Source organism: Janthinobacterium fluminis (assembly GCF_028595325.1).
Lineage (GTDB): Bacteria > Pseudomonadota > Gammaproteobacteria > Burkholderiales > Burkholderiaceae_D > Janthinobacterium > Janthinobacterium fluminis.
On the sequence record NZ_JAQQXR010000004.1, the window covers coordinates 392,718 to 416,217 of the forward strand.

The 23,500-nt window shown below is 63.6% G+C and carries 25 protein-coding genes and 6 tRNA genes; all 31 read right to left on the reverse strand.

The annotated features are described in order from the left end of the window. Positions 1-133: 133 nt before the first annotated feature. Complete coding sequence (locus OIK44_RS12590) at positions 134-1,537, reverse strand: ABC transporter permease (protein WP_273671103.1); 1,404 nt, start codon at positions 1,535-1,537, stop codon at positions 134-136. Next, on the reverse strand, positions 1,534-2,241 hold the full coding sequence (locus OIK44_RS12595) for an ABC transporter ATP-binding protein (RefSeq protein WP_273671104.1): 708 nt from the start codon (positions 2,239-2,241) through the stop codon (positions 1,534-1,536). The genes OIK44_RS12590 and OIK44_RS12595 overlap by 4 nt, the downstream gene beginning before the upstream one ends. Before the next feature lie 557 nt (positions 2,242-2,798). Continuing rightward, positions 2,799-3,146, reverse strand: coding sequence for a type II toxin-antitoxin system RelE/ParE family toxin (locus OIK44_RS12600; RefSeq protein ID WP_273671105.1), 348 nt, complete (start codon positions 3,144-3,146; stop codon positions 2,799-2,801). 4 nt (positions 3,147-3,150) lie between these two features. Then, positions 3,151-3,360, reverse strand: a complete 210-nt coding sequence (locus OIK44_RS12605) for a hypothetical protein (RefSeq protein ID WP_273671106.1) — start codon at positions 3,358-3,360, stop codon at positions 3,151-3,153. A gap of 117 nt (positions 3,361-3,477) precedes the next feature. Further along, a tRNA-Cys gene (locus tag OIK44_RS12610) sits at positions 3,478-3,551 on the reverse strand. A 55-nt stretch (positions 3,552-3,606) separates the two neighbouring features. Beyond that, a tRNA-Gly gene (locus tag OIK44_RS12615) sits at positions 3,607-3,682 on the reverse strand. A 46-nt stretch (positions 3,683-3,728) separates the two neighbouring features. Continuing rightward, positions 3,729-3,804: transfer RNA gene (locus tag OIK44_RS12620), tRNA-Gly, on the reverse strand. Positions 3,805-3,848: 44 nt separating this feature from the next. Next, positions 3,849-3,924: transfer RNA gene (locus OIK44_RS12625), tRNA-Gly, on the reverse strand. A 44-nt stretch (positions 3,925-3,968) separates the two neighbouring features. Next, positions 3,969-4,044: transfer RNA gene (locus OIK44_RS12630), tRNA-Gly, on the reverse strand. 78 nt (positions 4,045-4,122) lie between these two features. Then, positions 4,123-4,198 (reverse strand) — tRNA-Gly (locus OIK44_RS12635). A 165-nt stretch (positions 4,199-4,363) separates the two neighbouring features. Beyond that, a complete protein-coding gene (gene pgsA, locus OIK44_RS12640; protein ID WP_273671107.1) occupies positions 4,364-4,945 on the reverse strand; it encodes a CDP-diacylglycerol--glycerol-3-phosphate 3-phosphatidyltransferase in 582 nt (193 codons plus the stop codon). A gap of 70 nt (positions 4,946-5,015) precedes the next feature. Continuing rightward, a complete protein-coding gene (gene uvrC / locus OIK44_RS12645) occupies positions 5,016-6,884 on the reverse strand; it encodes an excinuclease ABC subunit UvrC (RefSeq protein ID WP_273671108.1) in 1,869 nt (622 codons plus the stop codon). Positions 6,885-6,977: 93 nt separating this feature from the next. After that, positions 6,978-7,373, reverse strand: coding sequence for a holo-ACP synthase (gene acpS, locus OIK44_RS12650; RefSeq protein WP_273671109.1), 396 nt, complete (start codon positions 7,371-7,373; stop codon positions 6,978-6,980). After that, positions 7,370-8,128, reverse strand: coding sequence for a pyridoxine 5'-phosphate synthase (gene pdxJ / locus OIK44_RS12655; protein WP_273671110.1), 759 nt, complete (start codon positions 8,126-8,128; stop codon positions 7,370-7,372). The genes acpS and pdxJ overlap by 4 nt, the downstream gene beginning before the upstream one ends. Positions 8,129-8,141: 13 nt before the next feature. Next, positions 8,142-8,933 (reverse strand): DNA repair protein RecO, encoded by a 792-nt coding sequence (recO, locus tag OIK44_RS12660; RefSeq protein WP_273671111.1) that lies wholly within the window; start codon positions 8,931-8,933, stop codon positions 8,142-8,144. Positions 8,934-8,957: 24 nt separating this feature from the next. Continuing rightward, entirely contained in the window at positions 8,958-9,860 is a 903-nt protein-coding gene (gene era, locus OIK44_RS12665) for a GTPase Era (protein WP_273671112.1), read from the reverse strand. A 1-nt stretch (position 9,861) separates the two neighbouring features. Then, positions 9,862-10,707: a ribonuclease III gene (gene rnc / locus OIK44_RS12670; RefSeq protein WP_273671113.1), complete on the reverse strand. Its 846-nt coding sequence runs from the start codon at positions 10,705-10,707 to the stop codon at positions 9,862-9,864. A 31-nt stretch (positions 10,708-10,738) separates the two neighbouring features. Next, positions 10,739-11,134, reverse strand: coding sequence for a DUF4845 domain-containing protein (locus OIK44_RS12675; RefSeq protein ID WP_273671114.1), 396 nt, complete (start codon positions 11,132-11,134; stop codon positions 10,739-10,741). Between the two features lie 17 nt (positions 11,135-11,151). Continuing rightward, a complete protein-coding gene (gene lepB / locus OIK44_RS12680) occupies positions 11,152-12,069 on the reverse strand; it encodes a signal peptidase I (RefSeq protein ID WP_273671115.1) in 918 nt (305 codons plus the stop codon). Beyond that, complete coding sequence (gene lepA / locus OIK44_RS12685; RefSeq protein WP_273671116.1) at positions 12,066-13,859, reverse strand: translation elongation factor 4; 1,794 nt, start codon at positions 13,857-13,859, stop codon at positions 12,066-12,068. Before lepA ends, lepB begins: the two co-directional genes overlap by 4 nt. A 297-nt stretch (positions 13,860-14,156) precedes the next feature. After that, a complete protein-coding gene (locus OIK44_RS12690; protein ID WP_273671117.1) occupies positions 14,157-14,414 on the reverse strand; it encodes a glutaredoxin family protein in 258 nt (85 codons plus the stop codon). Between the two features lie 72 nt (positions 14,415-14,486). Beyond that, on the reverse strand, positions 14,487-15,974 hold the full coding sequence (locus tag OIK44_RS12695) for a Do family serine endopeptidase (protein ID WP_273671118.1): 1,488 nt from the start codon (positions 15,972-15,974) through the stop codon (positions 14,487-14,489). 179 nt (positions 15,975-16,153) lie between these two features. Further along, entirely contained in the window at positions 16,154-16,465 is a 312-nt protein-coding gene (locus OIK44_RS12700; RefSeq protein WP_273671119.1) for a sigma-E factor negative regulatory protein, read from the reverse strand. Between the two features lie 117 nt (positions 16,466-16,582). Then, positions 16,583-17,185 carry an RNA polymerase sigma factor RpoE gene (gene rpoE / locus OIK44_RS12705; protein ID WP_273671120.1) on the reverse strand — a complete coding sequence of 201 codons (603 nt, stop codon included), beginning with the start codon at positions 17,183-17,185 and terminating at the stop codon, positions 16,583-16,585. An 88-nt stretch (positions 17,186-17,273) separates the two neighbouring features. Then, positions 17,274-17,720 carry a flagellar hook-length control protein gene (locus tag OIK44_RS12710; protein WP_273671121.1) on the reverse strand — a complete coding sequence of 149 codons (447 nt, stop codon included), beginning with the start codon at positions 17,718-17,720 and terminating at the stop codon, positions 17,274-17,276. Between the two features lie 123 nt (positions 17,721-17,843). After that, positions 17,844-19,091, reverse strand: a complete 1,248-nt coding sequence (gene fabF / locus OIK44_RS12715) for a beta-ketoacyl-ACP synthase II (RefSeq protein ID WP_273671122.1) — start codon at positions 19,089-19,091, stop codon at positions 17,844-17,846. Between the two features lie 29 nt (positions 19,092-19,120). Continuing rightward, positions 19,121-19,360, reverse strand: a complete 240-nt coding sequence (acpP, locus tag OIK44_RS12720; RefSeq protein ID WP_008449912.1) for an acyl carrier protein — start codon at positions 19,358-19,360, stop codon at positions 19,121-19,123. Positions 19,361-19,537: 177 nt separating this feature from the next. Beyond that, a complete protein-coding gene (gene fabG, locus OIK44_RS12725; protein ID WP_273671123.1) occupies positions 19,538-20,284 on the reverse strand; it encodes a 3-oxoacyl-ACP reductase FabG in 747 nt (248 codons plus the stop codon). Between the two features lie 45 nt (positions 20,285-20,329). Then, entirely contained in the window at positions 20,330-21,271 is a 942-nt protein-coding gene (gene fabD, locus OIK44_RS12730) for an ACP S-malonyltransferase (protein WP_273671125.1), read from the reverse strand. A 98-nt stretch (positions 21,272-21,369) separates the two neighbouring features. Next, the gene (locus OIK44_RS12735) at positions 21,370-22,356 is read right to left on the reverse strand and encodes a beta-ketoacyl-ACP synthase III (protein WP_273671127.1); all 987 of its coding nucleotides are present in this window, start codon (positions 22,354-22,356) and stop codon (positions 21,370-21,372) included. A 15-nt stretch (positions 22,357-22,371) separates the two neighbouring features. Beyond that, positions 22,372-23,430 carry a phosphate acyltransferase PlsX gene (gene plsX / locus OIK44_RS12740; RefSeq protein ID WP_273671128.1) on the reverse strand — a complete coding sequence of 353 codons (1,059 nt, stop codon included), beginning with the start codon at positions 23,428-23,430 and terminating at the stop codon, positions 22,372-22,374. Positions 23,431-23,500 lie beyond the last annotated feature (70 nt).

Here is a 23,500-nt window from a genome sequence, read left to right on the forward strand (position 1 = left end):
CAGGCCAGCAGTTATCAATTGCCGCTTTCTCATATCGAGTTATCCCCGTGGAAGTACTGAATCAAGGAGCGCAAGAGCGCCGACGCCACGCGGCGGCGCGATGCGAGCACCGCGCCGCCGCAGCGCTGTTTGTCTATACGTGGCGCAAGGCATCAACGATGTTGAGCTTCGCGGCGCGATTGGCCGGCCACCAGGCGGAGATGACTGCCACGATGGCCAGGCTGAAGGCCGTACCGAACATCAGCCGGTTGTCGCCCCACACCCTGACCATGAGCGGGTATTCATACGAATAGCCGGGCGGCGCCCAGGTCAAGCCGCTGTGGTTAATCACATAAGCAATCGGCAAGGCAATGACGATGCCCAGCACCGCGCCTATCAAGCCCAGCAACACCCCTTCGCAGACGAACAGGCTGCGTATGCCGCCGTGCCGCTGGCCGATGGCGCGCAGGGTGCCGATTTCGGCCGTGCGCTCGACCACCGCCATACTCATGGTATTGCCGACCGTGAACAGCACGATCACATAGATGAGGATAGACATGAAGCCGAAGATCGAATCGAAAAATTGGATGACCTGCTTGTAGATCGGCGTCAGCGTTTCATAGTCGAGGATTTCCAGCGGCACCCCCTTGAATTCGCTAGCCAGCAACTGGTCGAGACGCGCCCGCGCGGCCGGAATCTGCGCGGTATGGGCCAACTGAATCTGGATCGCCGTCACTTGCGGGGCGGCGCCGCCGAAGACCAATCGCTGCGCCTGGTCCAGATGCATGATGATCAGCGAGTCGTCGATTTCCTTGACGCCCCAGTTTTCCGCCCGCACGACGTTCAGTGCGGCGACGTTGGGCGCGCCGCGCACGCTCGCCGCCAGCAGTTCGATGCCGGTGGCGCCGGCCTGCGGCGCGCTGGCCTGCTCCAGCGCCGACAAGGCCGCCACATTGGCCGGCGCGGCGGGCGCGTTGCCGCCCGCGCCGTCGGGAGCGCCGGTCTGTTCCACCGACGGACAATCCTGGAGCTTTAACGGCGCGCACATTTGCAGCAGCCGCGCCACGCCGGTGCCGATGACCGCCGAATCGGCGGCCGTGCCGGACAGCGCAATCGGGGGGGCGTAACTGAGGCTGTCGTACTCGTCCCACTTGCGCATCTTGTTCTGGTCGTCCACCACCACGCCGGCCGCGACCACCCCTTTCGACACCCCGTTCGAGAAATTACCCGCGATGCCATTCAGCCGCAGACTAGGCGTAACCACCACCAGCATCGGCTGCAACACCGGATCTTTCTTGACGACGTCGATAATGCGCTGATAATCGGAAATGCCGTAAGCCACCGGATTGCCGCTGCCGTAGAGGAAATAACCTTTGCGCTGGATCTGCAGATGACCGTGGTATTGCACGTAACCGGTCTGGGTGGAGAGAATGGCATTGCGTGCATAGCCACCGAATATCAGCATCGATACCAGTCCGACCACCATCGCCGACAGGGTCATCAGGGAGCGGCGCCGATTGCGCAACAAATTGCGCAACGCGAGAGAGAACACCATCATACGACCCTTTCCAGCACGGTTTCGCGCCGCTCGATGCCGGTAATACGGCCGTCACGAATGAACACGCCGTCGTCGGCCTCGGCCAACACCTTGGGATCGTGGGAAGAAAAGACAAACGACACCTTGTGCTCGTGCTGCATCTTGCGCATCAGGGCAATGATGGCCGCGCCAGTCTCGCTGTCGAGGTTGGCCGTCGGCTCGTCCGCCAACACCAGTTGCGGCGCCGTGGCCAGCGCGCGGGCAATGGCCACGCGCTGGCGCTGCCCGCCGGAAAGCTGCCCCGGCAGGTTGCCGACCTTGTTCGCCAGCCCCACCGCGTCCAGCAAAGCCATCACGCGCTGCTTGCGTTCGCGCGCCGGCGTCTTGGCCAATAGCAGCGGATACTCGACGTTTTCGTAGGCCGTCAAGACCGACAGCAGATTGAAATTCTGGAAAATGAAGCCGAGATGGCGGACGCGGAAATCGGACAATTCATTGTCCGACATGGCATTGACGGAGCGCCCCGCCAGAATAACTTCGCCGGCATCGGGACGATCGATGCAGCCTATCATATTCAGTAAAGTGGTCTTGCCGCTGCCGGACGCGCCGGATATGACCGTAAAGCAATTAGGGCGGATTTCCAGATTGACGCCTACCAGGGCCGGGACGGCAACCGCACCCAGGCGGTAAGCCTTGTCCACTTGCTTCAGAATGACTGAACTCACGCTGCTCCTTTCGAATGTCGTGTGCACACCAACTAAGCTGTTTCAACTGATTGAACCGGCATGGCTAGCCATCGCCGATCGCGTGATACCCATGCGGGAAAATCGCGCCCGATGTCTGCAAACAGGAGCCTCGCGCGCCTTCGGGCACAGGGCTGGCCATCCAGGAGAACACCGCGGAATGGGCTGACATCATTTTTGCAAACTTAATGATTAGACCACAACACCATGCATGCGTCAACGCAGCATTCTGTAGTCAAGCCGCTGGAATCCGTTCTGGCGCAAAAATCGGCAGCGGCAGAATGTCCGAAATAATTATCAATAACGGCATTGCCACAGGCGGAGAAAAGAATTGATGAATCAAGAAGGTCTGAAATCTGCTTGGGAGAGGGAGTTTTGAGATACTGCTAATAGCGGACACTTTTGTCCGCGTATGCATTCAACTTCATATCAGTCCTCCCTTTGATTAGTTTATCAAACGGAGTGTCCAGAAAAAGCCGGCACACCTCAATTGACGGCCCGCTGGTGGCCAAGGCCCAGCTTAGGATAAGTAAACGCCATCATTCACCTACTGGCCGCCTTCTTTTCGTGCGCCCGAGCGGGCCAAGGGTCTTGGTCGTGACGTCTCGCCGTTCGTGATCGACCCGCAGCACGTGCAAGGTATCGCCTTCGACCATATAAAAAATCCGAAACGGGAAACGGTCGAGCGACCATGTACGCAGATCGATCCCAGGAAAGAGGTGGGCGAAACGTCGGGAGCCGACGTTGGGATGCTCCCGCACCAGGGTCAGGGCAATGGAGAGCTGCTCCAGAAAGGTGTCAGGCAATTCCGGCGCGACCTCGGCATAGTAAGCAAGCGCCTCGTTCAAGTCGGCGGTGGCCGAAGAGCGTACATTCAGCTTGAGCATTCGCCTACGTACCCAGCCTTGGGATACCGGCGCGTAGTTCTGCAACGAGGTCGGACACGCTGGCGTAAGTCTTGCCGGGGCCGCTGTCGAGCGCCTCCTTGACCAGCGCATGAACGCGCTTCTCCTCCTCGTTCCGTGGGCCGTAGCTTTCAGGGACTTCGGGGAGCGGCATCAATTCCGCCGGATCGATGGCTTTTAAGTTGAGCGATGTCATGCGGCCGATTATACGCCCGCAGGCAAAAATGCAAACCGGCCTGACGGAGAAAGCCCGTTCCAGAACGAAAAAAACCCACTCGGAAGTGGGTTTAGTTCTTGATTTTGCAATCGAATTTGGAGGCGAGGATCGGAATCGAACCGACCTAGACGGCTTTGCAGGCCGCTGCATAACCTCTTTGCTACCTCGCCAGAGGGACTACTTAACACATCAAAAAGGGAAGCCTTCAAGCTTCCCTCAGAATTCTGGAGCGGGAGAAGAGTCTCGAACTCTCGACCTCAACCTTGGCAAGGTTGCGCTCTACCAACTGAGCTACTCCCGCATTGGAGCTTCTAATTTTCGCTTTTACTACAACAGCCAGCTTGCACTGGAGCGGGAGAAGAGTCTCGAACTCTCGACCTCAACCTTGGCAAGGTTGCGCTCTACCAACTGAGCTACTCCCGCATTGGAGCTTGCATACTGCATTTACGACACCAACCAGCTAGTGCTGGAGCGGGAGAAGAGTCTCGAACTCTCGACCTCAACCTTGGCAAGGTTGCGCTCTACCAACTGAGCTACTCCCGCATTGGGTACTGCTTTTACTGCCTGCCATACTGCTCCAGCAGAACTGGAGCGGGAGAAGAGTCTCGAACTCTCGACCTCAACCTTGGCAAGGTTGCGCTCTACCAACTGAGCTACTCCCGCGTTAGGAACAAGATTCTAACAGAAACTTAACTACCTATCTAGTACTACTTTCTCGCTGCCGACAGACCCCAGAAAAACTGGAGCGGGAGAAGAGTCTCGAACTCTCGACCTCAACCTTGGCAAGGTTGCGCTCTACCAACTGAGCTACTCCCGCGTCATCAACAACAGGCCAGCATTATAGATCATCCGCAGCGTCTGTCAATGATCGAAACCATACTATTTACTGGATTAACGCCGATCTTCATTTACCGGCCTGAGCGAAGCCGCAGTTCGCCTGCCGGTCGCCGCCTGCCGCAGGCGTCGGGCGGAGCCGCCCTTACTACAGGGTGCCGGCCTTTTCCTTAATCAGCGGCCAGGCCAGGCGCAGGTAGTAGAACATCGACCAGACCGTCAGCACGCTGGCGATCCACAACAGGCGCTCGCCCCAGATGTGGGTGTCGACGGCGCCGAACAGGATGTCGTGGAACAGCAGCAGCGGAATCGCCGTCATCTGCGCGGCCGTCTTGATTTTTCCGATGGAGCTGACCGCCACCGATTTCGAGGCGCCGATCTGCGCCATCCATTCGCGCAGCGCGGAGATGGCGATTTCGCGGCCGATGATGATGAAGGCCAGCACCGCGTTGACGCGGTCCAGCTGCACCAGCACCAGCAGCGCGCCGGCCACCATCAGCTTGTCGGCGACCGGGTCGAGGAAGGCGCCGAAGGCCGAGGTCTGGTTCCAGCGGCGGGCCAGGAAGCCGTCGAACCAGTCGGTGACGGCGGCGACAATGAACACCAGTGTGGCCACCAGGTTCTGGTCGGCCTTGGGCAGCCAGAGCAGCGGCAGGTAAAACACGCCGACGACCAGCGGAATCAGCGCGACGCGCAACCAGGTCAGCAAAATCGGGATATTGAAAGGCATAGAATAAAAAATCGACCGGCGGATGAATCGGGGGTTGCCACGCTAGTCTACATGGCTGGCGGGTATTCGCCTAGTGCAGCTGCTTGTAAATCTCCTCGGCCAACTGATTCGAGATGCCCTCGACCGACATCAGGTCCTCGACGCTGGCGTCGACCACGCCGCGCAGGCCGCCGAAGCGCGCCAGCAGCTTCTGGCGCCGCTTCGCGCCTATGCCCTCGATCTCCTCCAGCCGCGAGGTCTGGCGCGTCTTGGCGCGCTTGGCGCGCATGCCGGTGATGGCGAAGCGGTGCGCCTCGTCGCGGATCTGCGCCACCAGCATCAGCGCCGCCGATTCCTTGCCCAGCTCCTGGGCGGCGCGGCCGTCGACGAACAGCAGCGTCTCCAGGCCGACCCTGCGGCCCTCGCCCTTCGCCACGCCGACGATCAGGCTGATATCGAGCCCCAGTTCGGCGAACACCTGGCGCGCCATCTCGATCTGCCCCTTGCCGCCGTCGATCAGCACGACGTCGGGCATGACGCCGTCGCCGTTCGCCACCTTCTCGTAGCGCCGCATCAGCACCTGGCGCATCGCCGCGTAGTCGTCGCCGGGCGTGATGTCGTTGATGTTGTAGCGCCGGTATTCGCCGTTCTGCATCGCGTGGTGGTGGAACACCACGCAGGACGCCTGCGTCGCCTCGCCCTGGGTGTGGCTGATGTCGAAGCATTCCACGCGCAGCGTGTCGATGTCGTCCGTCTCCAGGCTCAGCGCCTCGACCAGCGCGCGCGTGCGCGACTGCTGCGAGCCCTGCTCCGACAGCAGGCGCGCCAGCGATATTTCGGCGCCCTTCTGCGCCAGCTCTAGCCAGCGCTGGCGCTGCCCCTGCGGCTGGAAGATCAGGTGGATGCGGTGGCCGCACTGCTCCATCAAGGCCAGCATCAGGGCCGGCTGGTCGAATTCGATGTTCAGGATCAGCGTGGCGGGGATGAATTTCTCGGTGTAGTGCTGCACCAGGAAGGCCGTCAGCACCTCGACCTCGATGGGCGCCTCGGCGATCGCGGCGGCGTCGCTCAACTGGCTGGGGAAGTAGGCGCGGTCGCCCAGGTGGCGGCCGCCGCGCACCATCGCCAGGTTGACGCAGGCGCGCCCGCCCTGGACGATGACGGCGATGATGTCGACGTCGGCGTCGCCGGTCGTCTCCATGCTCTGCTGGTGCAGCACGCGCGACAGCGAGGCGATCTGGTTGCGCACGACGACGGCCTGCTCGAACTTGAGTTCGGCGGCGTAGCCGTGCATCTTCGCCTCCAGCCCGGCCATCACCTCGCTCTGGCGCCCACGCAGGAATTTCGCCGCGTTCTCGACGTCGAGCTGGTAATCCTCGCGGCTGATGGCGTTCACGCACGGCGCGCTGCAGCGGTGGATCTGGTGCAGCAGGCAGGGCCGCGTGCGGTTGGCGTAGACGCTGTCCTCGCAGGAGCGCAGCATGAACACCTTCTGCAGGATCTGCATCGACTCCTTGACGGCCCAGGCGCTGGGGAAAGGGCCGAAATACTGGCTCTTCTTGTCGACGGCGCCGCGGTAATACACCATGCGCGGCGCGTCGCCGCCGGTGATCTTCAGGTAGGGATAGGATTTATCGTCGCGGAACAGGATGTTGAAGCGCGGGTGCAGCGTCTTGATCAGGTTGTTTTCCAGGATCAGCGCCTCGGCCTCGCTGTGCGTGACCGTGGTTTCCAGGCGGGCGATGCGCTCGACCATCATGGCGATGCGCGGACTGGCCAGGTTCTTCTGGAAATAGCTCGACACGCGCTTCTTCAAGTCGCGCGCCTTGCCGACGTACAGCACGGCGTCGGCGGCGTCGAAATAGCGGTACACGCCGGGCAGATTCGGCAGCTTGGCGACGGTGGCCAGCACCTGGGCGCGGGCGTCGTTGGCGCCGGCTTCTACGATTGCTTCAGTCATTGCTTGCTCATAAAAAATTCAACCCCACAAGCTGGGGACAGACCACGATTTCCGGGAAAGATTTCCCCGGAAATCGTGGTCTGTCCCCGGCTGTCACGCCGCCTGTTCGACGATGACGAAGGCGACCGCGTATTCCGCTTCGTCGCTGATGCTCACTTGCGCCGTGAGCCGGTTCGCCCGCATGAATTCGTCGAGCACGCCGCTGCAGACGATCAGCGGTTTGCCGCCGGGCGCGTTGAGCATCTGCGCGGCCGGCCAAGTCATCGGCATGCGCAGGCCCAGGCCGATGGCCTTCGAGAACGCCTCCTTGGCGGCGAAGCGGGTGGCCAAAAAGCGCAGGCCGCGCACGGCGTTTTTGGCGCCGCGGGCGTGGTATTTCTCCAGTTCCTGCGGCCCCAGGATCTTCCTGGCGAAGCGCTCGCCGTGGCGCGCCAGCGCCGCCTCGATGCGCGGGATCTGGCAGATGTCGGTGCCTATGCCGTAGATCATTTTACGCCCAGCCGCGCCGCGACCATGATGGCCTTCATCTCGCGCACGGCGTTTTCCCAGCCGGCGAAGACGGCGTGGGCGACGATGGCGTGGCCGATGTTGAGTTCGGCGATGTCGCGGATCGCCGCGATCGCCTGGACGTTGCTGTAGTGTAGGCCGTGGCCCGCGTTGACCTTCAGGCCGCGGCGCACGCCGGCCAGCACGCCCGCCTCGATGCGCGCCAGTTCGGCCCCTTGCGCCGCGCCTTCGGCGTCGGCGTAGCGGCCGGTGTGCAGTTCGACGACGGGCGCGCCGACCTCGGCGGCGGCGGCGATCTGCGCCTCGTCGGCGTCGATGAACAGGCTGACGCGGATGCCCTCCCCTTGCAGCTGCTTGACGGCGGCCTGCACTTCCTTGAAGTAGCGCACCACGTCGAGGCCGCCCTCGGTGGTCACCTCATGGCGTTTTTCCGGCACCAGGCAGACGTCGGAGGGGCGGATGCGGCAGGCGAAGTCGAGCATCTCGGCCGTCACGGCCGCCTCCAGGTTCATGCGCGTCAGCAGTTGCGGCGCGATGGCGATGACGTCGGCGTCGCGGATGTGGCGGCGGTCTTCGCGCAGGTGCAGGGTGATGGCGTCGGCGCCGGCCTGTTCGGCCAGCAGCGCCGCGCGCAGCGGATCGGGGTAGACGGTGCCGCGGGCGTTGCGCAGCGTGGCGACGTGGTCGATGTTGACGCCCAGGTCGATGACCGGGCCGGACGGTTGCAGGAAGCTCATGGTGTGGTGTCGTTTATAACTGCATCAAGTCGATCAGGATCTGGCGCGTGTTCAGCGGCGCGCCACCCAGGTGGTGGGCCAGCAGGAAGCGCATCAGCAGCTTGCTCTGGCTTTGCGTGAGCGGGTCGGCGTAGTCTTCCCGCTCCATGTCGAGCAGGGTCTTGCCGCTGACCCGGGGCCAGGCGTCGGCGGCCCGCTCCAGGCGCGCGCCGCGCTCCGGGTCGACGACGTAGACGGCGCCGGCCTCGACCGGCTGGCGCGTGCTGGTGCAGCGCGTCAGGTCGGCGGCCACGCCCGTCTCTTTGAGCAGGGCCAGCTCGAATTTGCGCAGCACGATGGGCGGCGGCTCGTTGTGCGCCAGCTGGTTGAGCGTGGCGACGTAGTGGTCGAACAGGGCCGGATGGGGGTCGTCGCGGGCCAGCAGCTTGACCAGCAGTTCGTTCAGGTAGAAGCCGCACAGCAGCGCGGTCCGTTCCAGCGGCAGCATGCCGCCCACCCATTCGGCGCCGGTGAGGATGCGCAGCTCGGATTTGCCGGTCCAGCCGGTCGACAGCGGCTGGAAGGTTTGCAGCACGCCGCGCAGCTGCGAGTGGGGCCGCTTGGCGCCCTTGGCGACCAGGGCGACGCGGCCGTGCTCGCGCGTGAACAGGTCGACGATCAGGCTGGTTTCTTTGTGGGGATAGCTGTGCAGCACGAAGCCGGGCTGGCCGCCGACGCGGCCGTCGCGCTGCGGCGGGCGGGCGCGCCGCGGCGCCGGCGCGGCGGCCGGCGCGGCGGCTGGGGCGTCGAGCGTCTGGGTGGTCATGCGCGTCGCACCGTCCCTCGCGCCTTACTCGTAGCCGTAGGCGCGCAAACCGGCTTCGTTGTCGGCCCAGCCGGATTTGACCTTGACCCAGATTTCCAGGTAGACGGGGCCGCCGAAGAGCTTTTCCATGTCCAGGCGGGCCTGGGTCGAGACTTCCTTCAGGCGCGCGCCCTTGTTACCGATGATCATGGACTTGTGCGTGTCGCGCTCGACCAGGATGGCGGCGAAGACGCGGCGCAGATCGCCCTCCTGCTCGAATTTTTCGATCAGCACGGTGCTGGTGTAGGGCAGTTCGTCGCCGACGAAGCGGAAGAGTTTTTCGCGGACGATTTCCGAGGCGAGGAATTTCTCGCTGCGGTCGGTGATGTCGTCCGGCCCGAAGATGGGGGCGTTTTCCGGCATGAAGCGCTTGATCTCGTTTTGCAGGCCGTCCAGCTGGAAGTGCAGCTTGGCCGACACCGGCACGATGGCCGAGAAGTCGCGCATGGCGGCGATCTTTTGCGCGAACGGCAGCAGCACGGCCTTGTCCTTGACGCGGTCGGACTTGTTGATGACGAGGATGCAGGGCACCTCTTTCGGCAGCAAATCCATCACCTGCTGGTCGGCCGGGCCGAAGGTGCCCGCCTCGATGACGTACAGGATCACGTCCGACGAGATGAGGGTGTTGGTGACGGTCTTGTTGAGCGTCTTGTTGAGCGCGTTCGAGTGGCGCGTCTGGAAACCGGGCGTGTCGACGTAGATGAACTGGGCGTCCTCGACGGTCTGGATGCCGGTGATGCGGTGGCGCGTCGTCTGCGCCTTGCGCGAGGTGATGCTGACCTTGGCGCCGATCAGGGTGTTCATCAGCGTCGATTTGCCGACGTTCGGGCGGCCGACGATGGCGATATAGCCGCAGCGGAAGTTGGCGGGCGTGGGGGTGGCTGTCATGCTAGTGTCGATTCTGTTTAGTGTGAAGGGCAATGGTGGCCGGCTTGGCGTCGGCGGCCTTGGCGGGCGCCGGCTGGGCCGCGCCCTCGCCGTCGCCCTGTGCGGTGGCGATGCCGGCCAGTTTCAATTGGGTGGCGCGGGGTTTGGCTTTGCGCGCGGCGGCCGGGGTTTTCAGCAGCGCCTGCTCGGCCACGTCCAGCGCCAGCCGGGCGGCGGCTTGCTCGCCGGCGCGGCGGCTGCCGCCGCGGCCGTAGACCTGGATGCCCAATTTCGGCACCAGGCACTCGATTTCAAATTCCTGGCTGTGCGCGGCGCCGTGGGTGGCCACGACGTTGTATTGCGGCAGGGAGATTTTTTTGCTCTGCAAAAATTCCTGCAGCAGCGTCTTGGCATCCTTGCCCAGCGTTTGCGGGTCGACCGAGTCGAGGATGGGGATGTAGAAGGCGCGGATGACGGCGCGCGCCGGGTCGAAGCCGGCATCCAAAAAAATGGCGCCTAGCAGCGCCTCAAGCGTGTCGGCCAGGATGGAGGGGCGCCGGAAGCCGCCCGACTTGAGCTCGCCCTCGCCCAGGCGGAGGAACTGCGAGAGCTCCAGCTTTTGGGCGATTTCGTAGAGCGACTGTTGCTTGACGAGGTTGGCGCGCAGCCGCGACAGGTCGCCCTCGTCGATCGCCGCGAAGCGCTCGTAGAGGATGGAGGCGACGACGCAGTTCAGGATCGAGTCGCCCAGAAATTCCAGCCGCTCGTTATGCAAACTGCTATGGCTACGGTGCGTCAAGGCTTGCTGCAACAGGCCAGCATCCTGGAACGTATAGCCTAAACGGTTTTGCAATAACTGAAGATTCATTGTCGGTTCTGTCTTGGGTTGTGCCGGCGCTTTATTCGCGCGGCTTGGGGCCGGCCGAGCCGGGCTGGGCCGTGCTGCCGCTGTAGTCGATCAGCAGGCTGGCCGGCCCCACCAGGGGGATTTTCTTTTCATAGGCGAAGCTCACCTGGATCTCGCCATTTTCGGCGCCGATCACCAGATCCTTGCCGGTGATCGTCTCGATATAGGTGGCGCTGGCGTTCTTGTCGAAGGCCGCCTGGATTTCGCGCACGGTGTTGCCGCCGGCCTTGGCCAGTTTGATGCCGTTGGAAATGGCCCGGTACTCGACATAGGTCGGCACGATCTTCAGGCCGAGCACGCCGACGAAGCCGACGATGGCCAGCACGACAATGAGTCCGACCAGGGAAATGCCCCCTTGCCTGCCACGGTGTAGTTCGGTCCGGCCCATGCGCTTCCCCTTTTGGCTTATTGAATGCCGCCGATGCGTTTCAGGTTACCCAGGTTCATCCATACCAGGAAAGCCTTGCCGACGATGTTCTTGTTCGGCACAAAACCCCAATAACGGCTGTCGGCACTGTTGTCGCGGTTGTCGCCCATCATAAAGTAATTACCTTCCGGCACGACGCAGCTGAAGCCATCCTCGTTGTAGTCGCACGCTTCCTTGTTAGGGAAATCATAAACCTGGTGCAGATTGAGCGTCGGCGCCGGCTCGTCGTTGAGGATGCGGTGCGGCACGCCGGCCAGGTTTTCCTGCAACTGCTTATGGTAGACCGGCTGCTCGTCGTCCAGGTAATCGTCCAGCGGCGTGTAGCCGACGGCCTTGCCGTTGACCGTCAAGCGCTTGTTTTCATATGCGATTTTATCACCGGGCACGCCGATGACGCGCTTAATATAGTCTTGCGACATATCGCGCGGGTATTTAAAGACCATCACGTCGCCGCGCTGCGGGTCGTTGACGTCGATCACTTTCTTGTTCAGCACGGGCAAACGGATGCCGTAGGTGAACTTGTTGACCAGGATCAGGTCGCCGATGACGAGGGTAGGCACCATCGAGCCGGATGGGATTTTGAAGGGCTCGTAGAGGAAGGAGCGCAGGAAGAACACGGCCGCGATGACGGGGAAGAAGCTGCCCGAGTACTCGATCCACGTCGGCTGGCGCAGCAGCGCCGCCTCGATGGTGGCGCGGCTGCCGCCGTGCTCGGCCTTGACGCCCTCGGCGCTCAGCCTGGCGTTGCGGGCGTCGTAGTCGGCCAGCGCCCGGTCGGCGGCGGCGCGGCGCTGCTTGGCCAGGTAGAACACGTCGAGGCACCAGATCACGCCCGTCAACACCATCAGCACGAACAGGATTAAAGCGAAATTCCCTAAGATGACTTGCAGGCTCATTTCTCGTCCACTTGTAAAATTGCTAAGAACGCTTCCTGTGGAATCTCGACCGAGCCCACTTGCTTCATGCGCTTTTTACCCGCCTTTTGCTTTTCAAGCAATTTTTTCTTCCGGCTGATGTCGCCGCCATAGCATTTCGCCAACACGTTCTTGCGCAGCGCCTTGACGTTTTCGCGCGAAATGATGTTGGCGCCGATGGTCGCCTGGATCGCCACGTCGAACATCTGGCGCGGGATCAGCTCGCGCATCTTGGCGGCCACGGCGCGGCCGCGGTACTGGCTGTTGGAGCGGTGCACGATGATGGCCAGCGCGTCGACGCGCTCGCTGTTGATCAGCATGTCGACCTTGACGACGTCGGCGGCGCGGTATTCCTTGAACTCGTAGTCCATCGAGGCGTAGCCGCGCGAGGTCGACTTCAGTTTGTCGAAGAAGTCGAGCACGATCTCGGCCATCGGCATTTCATAGATCAGCTTGACCTGGCGGCCGTGGTAGCTCATGTCGAGCTGGATGCCGCGCTTGGCGATGCACAGCGTGATGACGGAGCCCACATATTCCTGCGGCATGTAGAGATTGACGATGACGATGGGCTCGCGCACCTCCTCGATCTTGGACGGGTCCGGCATCTTGGACGGGTTGTCGACCTTGATCATGCTACCGTCGCGCAACACCACCTCGTACACGACGGTCGGCGCCGTCGTGATCAAGTCCATATCGAATTCGCGCTCCAGGCGCTCCTGCACGATTTCCATGTGCAGCAGGCCGAGGAAGCCGCAGCGGAAGCCGAAGCCCAGCGCCTGCGACACCTCCGGCTCGTACATCAGCGCGGCGTCGTTCAGCTTGAGCTTTTCCAGCGAGTCGCGCAGCGCGTCGTACTGGTTGGCCTCGACCGGGAACAGGCCGGCGAAGACCTGCGGCTGCACTTCCTTGAAGCCCGGCAGCGGCTCCTTGGCGGGGCGGCTGGCCAGCGTGACGGTGTCGCCCACCTTGGCGGCCTTCAATTCCTTGATGCCGGCGATGATGAAGCCCACCTGCCCGGCCGACAGGGTCGGCAGCGACACGGAGCGGGGCGAGAACACGCCGATGCTTTCGACCAGGTTCACGGAACCGCTGGCCATCAGCAAAATCTTCTCTTTCGGCTTCAGCGTGCCGTTGACCACGCGCACCAGCATGACGACGCCGACGTAGTTGTCGAACCAGGAGTCGACGATCAGGGCCTGCAGCGGCGCGTCCGGGTCGCCCTTGGGCGGCGGCACCTTCAGGATCAGCGATTCGAGCACGTCGGCCACGCCCAGGCCCGTCTTGGCCGAGCAATGCACGGCGTCGGCCGCGTCGATACCGATGACGTCCTCGATTTCCGCGATCGCGCTCGGCGGGTCGGCGTTCGGCAAGTCGATCTTGTTGAGCACCGGCACCACCTCGACGCCCAGGTCCAGCGCCGTGTAGCAGTTCGCCACCGTCTGCGCCTCCACCCCCTGCGAGGCGTCGACGACCAGCAGCGCGCCCTCGCAGGCCGACAGCGAGCGGCTCACCTCATAGCTGAAGTCGACGTGGCCTGGCGTGTCGATCAAGTTCAAATTATAGATCTCGCCGTTGCGCGCCTTGTACTGCAGCGCCGCCGTCTGCGCCTTGATGGTAATGCCGCGTTCGCGCTCCAGATCCATCGAATCGAGCACTTGGGCTTCCATCTCGCGGTCGGACAAGCCGCCGCACAATTGAATGATGCGGTCGGCCAGCGTCGACTTACCGTGATCGATGTGGGCGATGATGGAGAAATTGCGTATGTTGTTCATTAACAAATATAAATGCGAAGTATGAAAGACGACACTGCTGACCGGGGGCCACCGCCGGAGCGAACTCCCTGCAATGATAAAAAAAGCGCTCCGAGCGGGGCGTTGAGCCCCAGGCGAGCGCCTTTGAAGCGACAGAAGCGACTGCAGCAGACAGAAGCTTTTTCGATTCTCCCATTTTACCGGATTTCAGAGTAGAAAGCCCGTGTTATGACGCCGGCCCGGCCGGCGCCCTGCATTTTCACGCGCGGCGGGCCGGAAAACGGGGCTGCAAAGACGGAAATGTTGCAATAACTATATTTATACGGCGGCGCGGCGCCGCGCCAGCCAGGCGCCGACCCTGTCCGCGTCGAGGAAGTAATGGCAGAGCTCGGGCTCGTCGAGCGCGCCGAACAGCACCGGCACCAGCTCGTCGTAGCGGGCCACCAGGGCCGGGTCGGCGTCGACGTCGATGACGTCGACGCTGAAGGGCCGGGCCGGATCGTTGAGCGCCTGCAGGGCGTCCAGCATGTCCTGGCATAAATGGCAATAACTGCGCGAGTACAAGGTAAATTTCATCACGATCTTCAATCTAAACAGGCCGGGGGCGCACCGCCACTGCCCCCGGCCGGGAGGACTGCCGCGCCGGCCTTACTTGGCCGACGGCCGCAGCGACACGAATTGCGACACCTCGCCGCGCCGCACCAGCAGCACCGAGGCTTTCTTCGGATCGAGCTTGGCGACGACGGCGTTGAATTGCTTGGCGTCGCGCACTTCGACATTGTTCAACTGCAGAATGACGTCGCCCGGCTGCAGGCCGGCGCGCGCGGCGACGCCGTCGGCCGCCTCGACCTGCACGCCGGCGTCGAGCGCCAGTTCGCGCTTCTTGGCCACGCTCAGGTCGCTCACGGCCAGGCCCAGGGCATTCGCCGCCGGCGCCGCCTCCGCGCCCTTGCCGCCGCCCTTCCTGGCGACCTTGTCCGCCTCCAGTTCGACGATGGTGACGGCGACGTCCTGCAGCGCGCCCTTGCGCCACAGCGTGACGGTGGCGCGGCTGTTGAGGGCGCTGCCGCCAACCAGGCGCGGCAGGTCCGACGAGCGCTCCACGGCCGTGCCGTTGAATTTCAGGATGATGTCGCCGGCCTTGATGCCGGCCTTGTCGGCGGGACCGCCCGGCTCGACCATGGACACTTGCGCGCCCTGGGCGTTCTTCAAGCCGAGCGACTCGGCCACGTCCTTGCCCAGCTCGCCGATCTGGACGCCGATGCGCCCGCGCGTGACCTTGCCGGATTTTTTCAGTTGTTCGCCGACCCGCATCGCCTCGTCGATCGGCACGGCGAAGGAGATGCCGTTGTAGCCGCCGGACAGGGTGGCGATCTGCGAGTTGATGCCGATGACTTCGCCGCGCATATTGATCAGCGGCCCGCCCGAGTTGCCGGGATTGACGGCCACGTCGCTCTGGATCAGTTGCAGGTAGTCGCCCGTGTCGCGCGACTTGGCCGAGATGATGCCGGCCGTGACGGTGTTTTCCAGGTTGAACGGCGAGCCGATGGCGATGACCCATTCGCCGACGCGGATCTTGCCGGAGTCGCCCATGGCCAGCCGCGGCAGGTTGCCGCCGTCGATTTTCAGCAGCGCCACGTCGGTGCGGGCGTCGGCGCCCAGCACCTTGGCCTTGAATTCGCGCTTGTCCGTCAGCGTCACGTAGACCTCGTCGGCGCCGTCGACGACGTGGGCATTGGTCAGCACATAGCCGTCTGCCGAGATGATGAAGCCGGAGCCGACGCCGCGCTGCACCTGCTCGTCCTGCGGCGCGCCGCGGCGTCCGCGCGGCGCCTGCTGGCGCGGCGACGGCGCCGGCGCGGCGCCGCCGAAGAAGCGCCGCAGGAAGTCCTGCATCTCTTCGTCGGCCGGGCCGCCCTGCCCGCCGCGGGCCATTTTCAGGCGCTCGGTGGTGCGGATGTTGACGACGGCCGGGCCGACCTTGTCGATCAGGTCGGTGAAATCGGGCAAACCGGCCACGGCCGCGGCGGCCTGGGCCGCCGGCGCCAGGCCGAGCGCTGCGGGGGCGAACAACACGCCGGCGCCGATGAGCAGCGCGGAAAGCGTTTTACTGGCAACAGAGATTGTATTGGTCATAGAAAGTATCGGTTGAGTATCATCGGATAGTACGCGGCCGCCCCGTCGCCGCGCGGCGCAAGCCAGGCGGGAGAAAGCTACAGACATGTTAAGCGAAATCAGAACTTGCCGCACGCACAAGATGTTGTGCGGCGGCGCAGGTTTTTCAAGGGGAAGGTAGTGAGGCGCCGGGCCGGCGCTCAGGGCAGGCTGGCGGCCCGGTCGGCCGCCGGCGCGGCGGCGTCGGCGCCGGCGTCGAGGGGGGCGGCCACGGGCGGGCCGAGCGGCGCCTCGGCGGCCAGCCGGGCCGCCATGCGCGCCGCGAAACCCTCGCTCAATTCGGCGCCGCAATCGTCCGAGCGCAGCGTATGGCCGATCTGGTGGTACGCGCTCCAGGCCGCCCTGCCCTCGGGCGTGTCGAGCGCCGCGAAGGCCAGTTCGACTTCGTCGGCCGACAGTTCGCCGTCGGCCAGCGCCGAGATCGTTTCGTGCAGTTGTTTTTGCGTATCCATCACATATCCTGCCATCTGAAGAGCGTTACGCGCGGATGAGGGCCGGCACCGGCAAACATTGAAAAAATAACAGCTTTATTGCTAATAATCACAGCCTTATTGCCAATAATCACTGTCTTACCAACGCTTGTCAATCGGCATATCCAATAAAGGCTTCAATTTTTCCGCAATCACCTCGCGGGCGCGAAAAATGCGGCTGCGCACGGTGCCGATGGGGCAAGCCATGATGGCGGAGATTTCCTCGTAACTGAGCCCTTCGATCTCGCGCAGCACGATGGCGGTGCGCAATTCGAGCGGCAGCAAGTCCATCGCCGCATTGACGGTTTCGGCGATCTGCTTGCTGGCCAGCATGGACTCGGGCGTGTTGATGTCGCGCAAATTCTCGCCGTCGTCGAAGGCTTCGGCCTGTTCGGCGTCCGTGTCGGTGGATGTCGGCGTGCGCCGCCCCTGGGTGACGAGGAAGTTCTTCGCGGTGTTGATGCCGATCCGGTACAACCACGTGTAAAACGCGGAGTCGCCGCGGAAATGCCGCAAGGCCCGGTACGCTTTGATAAATGTCTCTTGAACCACATCTTCGGCCTCCGCCGGGTCGTGCACGAGGCGCGACACCAACCGCATCAGCCTGCGCTGATACTTTGACACCAGGACGTCAAATGCCCGCTTGTCGCCTGACTGGACACGCTCGACCAGTAGCTGATCACACTCACGTTCTGTCCTCACTCCCAATATCCTTGGTAGCATGCAGCGTGGGCGCTGTTATTGGTATAGAGTTGGCCCGCTGCAAGAAGTTCAGTAATTTCGGATTTTTTTATTCCATTTCGCCGCCGCGCACGGCGATCAGGCGGCAGGCGACGGCCAGCGGCCGGAAGGCCGCGCCGCCGACCGTGCCGGGCCACAGCGGCAGCGACCGGGTGGCGCCGTCCTCGCAGCGCAGGCGCAGCAGCAGGAGGCCGGGCCACAGCGTCGAGCCCGGCAAGAGCGTGGCGGCGCCCGTCCTGCCTTGGTATACCGTCAGGCGAATTTGTCCGACACCGGAAATATCAAGGCGCTGCGGCTTTGTGGCGCGCGCCGCGCGGGCCTGGGCGAGCAAGCCCAGCAGCCCCGCCAGCGCGCTGGCGGCGCCGCCCGGCAGCGCCCACAGGAAGCCGCCGCGGGCCAGCGCCAGGCCGGCGCCGAGCGCGCACAGGGCGACGCCGGCCGACAACAGGCGCAGGGAAACGGACGGACGCAGCAAGGCAGACACCGCTATCGACATGGCACAGCTTTAAAAGGGAATAACACAGGCGCGCCGGCGACATGCCGGGCAAATTCAGGTGCTGGCGAGCGCCAGCACCGAATCAGCGCTCATCCGGTTGGACCGGAGTGAGCGCTAAAAAGTTCAAACCTTACCGAAAACCAGCGTACCGTTGGTGCCGCCGAAGCCGAACGAGTTTTTCACCGCGATGTCGATCTTCATCGAGCGCGCCGTGTTGGCGCAGAAATCGAGATCGCAAACGGGATCCTGATTGAAGATGTTGATCGTCGGCGGCGACACCTGGTGGTGCATCGCCAACACGGTGAACACCGCCTCCAGGCCGCCCGCGCCGCCCAGCAAGTGGCCGGTCATCGACTTCGTCGAGTTCACCACCAGCTTGCCGGCGTGGTCGCCGAAGGTGCGCTTGATGCCCATCACCTCGGCCGCGTCGCCCAGCGGGGTCGACGTGCCGTGCGCGTTGACATAGTCGACGCGGTCGTGATTGACACCGGCGTTCGCCAGCGCGTTGATCATCGACTTGCTGCCGCCGCTGCCATCTTCCAGCGGCGAGGTCATGTGATAAGCGTCAGCGCTCATCCCGAAACCCAGCAATTCGGCGTAGATCTTCGCGCCGCGGGCCACCGCGTGCTCGTACTCTTCCAGCACCATGACGCCGGCGCCCTCGCCCAGCACGAAGCCGTCGCGGTCGCGGTCCCACGGACGCGACGCCGTCGCCGGGTCGTCGTTGCGGGTCGACAGCGCGCGGGCCGAGGCGAAACCGCCCAGACCCAGCGGCGACACGGTCGATTCCGCGCCGCCGGCGATCATGACGTCGGCGTCGCCGTACTCAATCATGCGCCCGGCCGCGCCGATGCTGTGCAAACCGGTCGTGCACGCGGTCACGATCGCCAGGTTCGGGCCCTTCAGACCATATTTGATCGACAGGTTGCCGGAGATCATATTGATGATCGAGGCGGGCACGAAAAATGGCGAGATGCGGCGCGGGCCACGCTTCTCATAGTCGGACTTGGTCTCCTCGATCAGCGGCAAGCCGCCGATGCCGGAACCGATGATGACGCCGATGCGCTCGGCGTTTTCCTCGGTGACCACCAGTCCGCAATCCTGCATCGCCTGGATGCCGGCGGCCATGCCGTAATGGATGAAGGTATCCATATGGCGGGCGTCCTTACCGGGGATGTAATCCTCGATATTGAAGCCTTTGACTTCGCCGGCAAAGTGGGTCGTAAAGGGCTGCGCATCGAACTTGGTGATGTTGGCAATGCCCGATTTCCCCTCGATGATGGCGCTCCACGCCTCGGCAATGGTATTGCCGACAGGTGAAACGCAGCCCAGTCCGGTGATCACTACACGACGGTTTTTAGAACGGCTCAAGCGATTCTCCTGAAGTCGGTCAAACAGCCTTAGGCCTTAACGTGTGCAGTGGCGTAGTCGATAGCCTGTTGCACGGTGGTGATCTTTTCAGCTTGCTCGTCCGGGATTTCCATTTCGAATTCGTCTTCCAGTGCCATGACCAGCTCGACGGTATCGAGCGAATCGGCGCCGAGGTCGTCGACGAACGAGGATTCGATCTTGATGTCTGCTTCTGCAACGCCCAGTTGCTCAGCGACGATTTTCTTAACGCGTTGTTCGATATCCGACATGTTATGGCTCCATTGTGTGTGTTACGGAAAGTGCGCGCATTTTATCAGGTTTGCGCCTTCGAATACTAATTTCGGTGTTTGCTGCTAACTCTACCGAACCTGCTGCTAAAAGATGTGAATGCCCGGAAAAGCGCCCCGCCCCACGCGCGCGGGACGGGCCGCGGCCGGGCCGCCGCATCAATTCATGTACATGCCGCCGTTCACGTGCAGCGTCGTGCCGGTGATATACGCCGCCTGCGGCGAGGCCAGGAAGGCGCAGGCCGCAGCGATATCGGCCGGCGTGCCCAGGCGCGCCAGCGGAATTTGCGTCAGCAGGGCCGCGTGCTGCTCGGCGCCCAGGCCCTTGGTCATGTCCGTGTCGATGAAGCCCGGCGCGATGCAATTGACGGTGATGTTGCGGCTGCCGATTTCGCGCGCCAGCGCCCGGCTCATGCCCTCGACGCCGGCCTTGGCCGCCGCGTAATTCATCTGTCCCGGATTGCCCGACGAGGCCACCACCGAAGTGATGCTGATGATGCGCCCGGCCTTGGCCTTCATCATGCCGCGCAGCACAGCGCGCGACAGGCGACCGACGGCCGACAGATTGGTGGCGATGACACTGTCCCACTCCTCGTCCTTCATGCGCATGGCCAACTGGTCTTGCGTGATGCCGGCGTTGTTGACCAGCACCGACAGGCTGCCATAGGTCTTTTGCACTTCCTCGACGACGGCGCCGCAGCGCGCCGCGTCCGTCACGTCCAGCACGACGCCCCGGCCGCAGTCGGCGCCGATGGCGGCCAGGTAGGCGGAAATGGCGGCCGCGCCCGCCTCGGTGGTGGCCGTGCCGACCACCTTGGCGCCCTGGCGGGCCAGCTCTTCGGCGATGGCGCGGCCGATGCCGCGCGAGGCGCCCGTGACCAGCGCAACTTGATTAACTAAATTCATGAATGTCCTTCGCTAAGTGTGGATACTGCATCAAGCGGGCAAAACTCAGTTGAGCGATGTCAGCAAGCGCTCCAAAGACGCCTGGTCGACGATGGCGTCGCCGACCAGGGCCGGGTCGATGCGTTTCGTCAAGCCCATCAAGACCTTGCCGGGGCCGCACTCGACCACCTGGGTGATGCCTTCGGCGGCGACCTTCTGCATCGTCTCGACCCAGCGCACGGGGCTGGCGGCCTGGCGCACCAGCGCATCCTTGATGCCGGCCGGGTCGCTGACGACGGCCACGTCGACGTTGTTGATCAGCGCGATCGTCGGCGCGGCGAAATGCAGGTCGGCCATATAGGCTTGCAGGCGGTCCGAGGCCGGTTTCAGCAGCGAGGAATGGAAAGGCGCCGACACCGGCAGCTTCATGGCCCGCTTGGCGCCGGCGGCCTTGGCCAGTTCGCAGGCGCGCTCGACGGCGGCCGTGTGGCCGGCGATGACCACTTGCGCGGGGGCGTTGAAATTGACCGGCTCGACCACGGCGGCCGGGTCGGCGCCGCGCGCCGCCAGGCAGACGGCGCGCACGGCGTCGTCCGACAGGCCGAGCACGACGGCCATCGTGCCCTGGCCGACGGGCACGGCTTCCTGCATCGCCTGGGCGCGGAAGCGCACCAGCGGCACGGCATCCTTGAAGGCGATGACGCCGGCGGCCACCAGGGCCGAGTACTCGCCCAGGCTGTGGCCGGCGACCAGCGCCGGCAAGGCGCCGCCGGCGACCAGCCAGGCGCGGTAGAAGGCGACGGCGGCCGTCAGCATCACCGGCTGGGTGTTGGTGGTCAGGTCCAGTTCCTCTTTCGGACCTGCGGCGATCAACTTGCCCAAGTCAAACTGCAAGGCTTCGGACGCCTCGGCGACGGTTTGCGCAACCACCGGGTTGCCGGCGAAACCGTCGAGCATCGCAAGCGCTTGCGAACCTTGACCGGGAAAAACAAATGCAAATTTAGTCATGCTGGGCCTCTCTCTTCCAGTGTGATAGTGCGGGGACGGGCGCCGCTTTCCCGGCCATCCGGCCCGGAAATCGGCGTCCGCCCCCGGCTGGTTTTCTTTTACATTCTCGCCAGCACGGCGCCCCAGGTGAAGCCGCCACCGACGCCTTCCATCATGACGTTGTCGCCCTTCTTGACGCGGCCGTCGCGCACGGCGATGTCGAGCGCCAGCGGAATCGAGGCGGCCGAGGTGTTGCCGTGCTGGTCGACGGTGACGACCATCTTTTCCAGCGGCAGGCCGAGCTTCCTGGCCGTGCTGTTCATGATGCGGATATTCGCCTGGTGCGGAATCAGCCAGTCGATCTGCGCGGCCGACATCTGCGCCTGCTCCAGCACTTCGACGGCGACTTTTTCCAGCACGGACACGGCCAGCTTGAACACGGCCGGGCCATCCATGTGCAGGAAGGCGCTGCCGGCCAGCGCGCCGCCGGCGACGCTGCCGGGCACGCTGAGGATGTTCGCGTGGCTGCCGTCCGCGTGCAGCTTGGCGGCCAGGATGCCCGGCTCCGTCGAGGCCGTCAACACGATGGCGCCGGCGCCGTCGCCGAACAGCACGCAGGTGCCGCGGTCGTCGAAATTGAGGATGCGCGAAAACACTTCGGCGCCGATCACCAGCACGTTCTTGTGCATGCCCGATTTGATGAAGCTGTCGGCGGCGGCGACGGCGTAGACGAAGCCGCTGCACACAGCCTGGACGTCGACGGCCGCGCAGTGGTTGGTGATGCCGAGTTTGTTTTGGATGATGCAGGCGGTGCTGGGGAAGCTGCCGAAGAAGTCGGGGGTCGAGCTGGCGACGATGATCAAGTCCAGCGCATCCGCTTGCAGGCCGGCCATCTGCAGGGCGTTGCGCGCCGCCGCCACGCCCAGGTCGGAGGCGTTTTGCTCGGGCGCCGCGTAATGGCGCGCCCGAATGCCGCTGCGCGAGACGATCCACTCGTCCGAGGTTTCGATGCCCTTGGCCGCCAACTGCTCGGTCAAGTCCTGGTTGGTGACGCGCCGCTGCGGCAGGTAGCTGCCGGTGCCGATAATTTTGCTGTACAGAGTCATGCGATTACCCGTCCACTAAATTGTTGAGCTTGGTTCTTCCTGCGCCGGCACGCGCGGCATCAGTTCGGCGATCATCGTCGACAGGTGTGCCTGCACATCGTTTTTCGCCGCCTCGAACGCGCGCCGGATGGCCCACTCGTAGGAATAGGCGTCGGCGCCGCCATGACTCTTGATGACCAGGCCGCGCAAACCCAGCAGGCTGGCGCCGTTGTAGCGCGAGGGATTGAGGCGCTTGGCGATGGCGCGCAGCGCGCCGCGGCCGATCAGCGCGCCCAGCATCGTCAGCGGGTTGCGCTTGAATTCGCTGAAGACGACGCCCTTGAAGAAGCGCGCCATGCCCTCGATGGCCTTGAGGGTGACGTTGCCGACGAAACCGTCGCAGACGACGATGTCGGTGGTGCCCTTGAAGATATCGTTGCCCTCGACGTTGCCGAAGAAGTTCAGGGCGCCGCGCTCATGGTCGGCCTGCAACAGCTTGGCCGTCTGCTTGACGACGTCGTTACCCTTGATGTCCTCGGTGCCCACGTTCAGCAGGCCGATGGTCGGGCGGGCGATGCCCTCCATGGCCGCCACCAGCACGGAACCCATGATGGCGAACTGGTGCAGATGGTGGGGCTCGCAGTCGACGTTCGCGCCCAGGTCCAGCATATAGGTCGGGCCGTCCTTCTGGTTCGGCAGGATGCTGCAGATGGCGGGCCGGTCGACGCCGGCCATGGTTTTGAGCACGTAGCGCGAGACGGCCATCAGGGCCGCCGTGTTGCCGGCCGAGACGGAGGCCTGGGCCTTGGCGTCCTTGACCAGCTCGATCGCCACGCGCATCGACGAATCCTTCTTGCGGCGCAAGGCCACTTCGAGGGTATCGTCCATGGTAATTTGTTCGGAAGCATGCACAATCGACAGGCGCGGATGCGCGTCGGCCTTGTGCTTCTTTAATTCAGCGCGGATGACGTCTTCCATGCCGACGAGGATCAACTCGGCGCCGGGCTCGCTGTTTACAAAGGAAATTGCTGCAGGAATTGTGACGGAAGGACCGTGGTCGCCGCCCATGCAGTCGATAGAGATTTTGATTGTCATTGTTTTGATTCAGTACCGCTGGGGAAATGCTGCGGCAAGATGTGAATCGGACTTGGGCGTATGCAGGCGC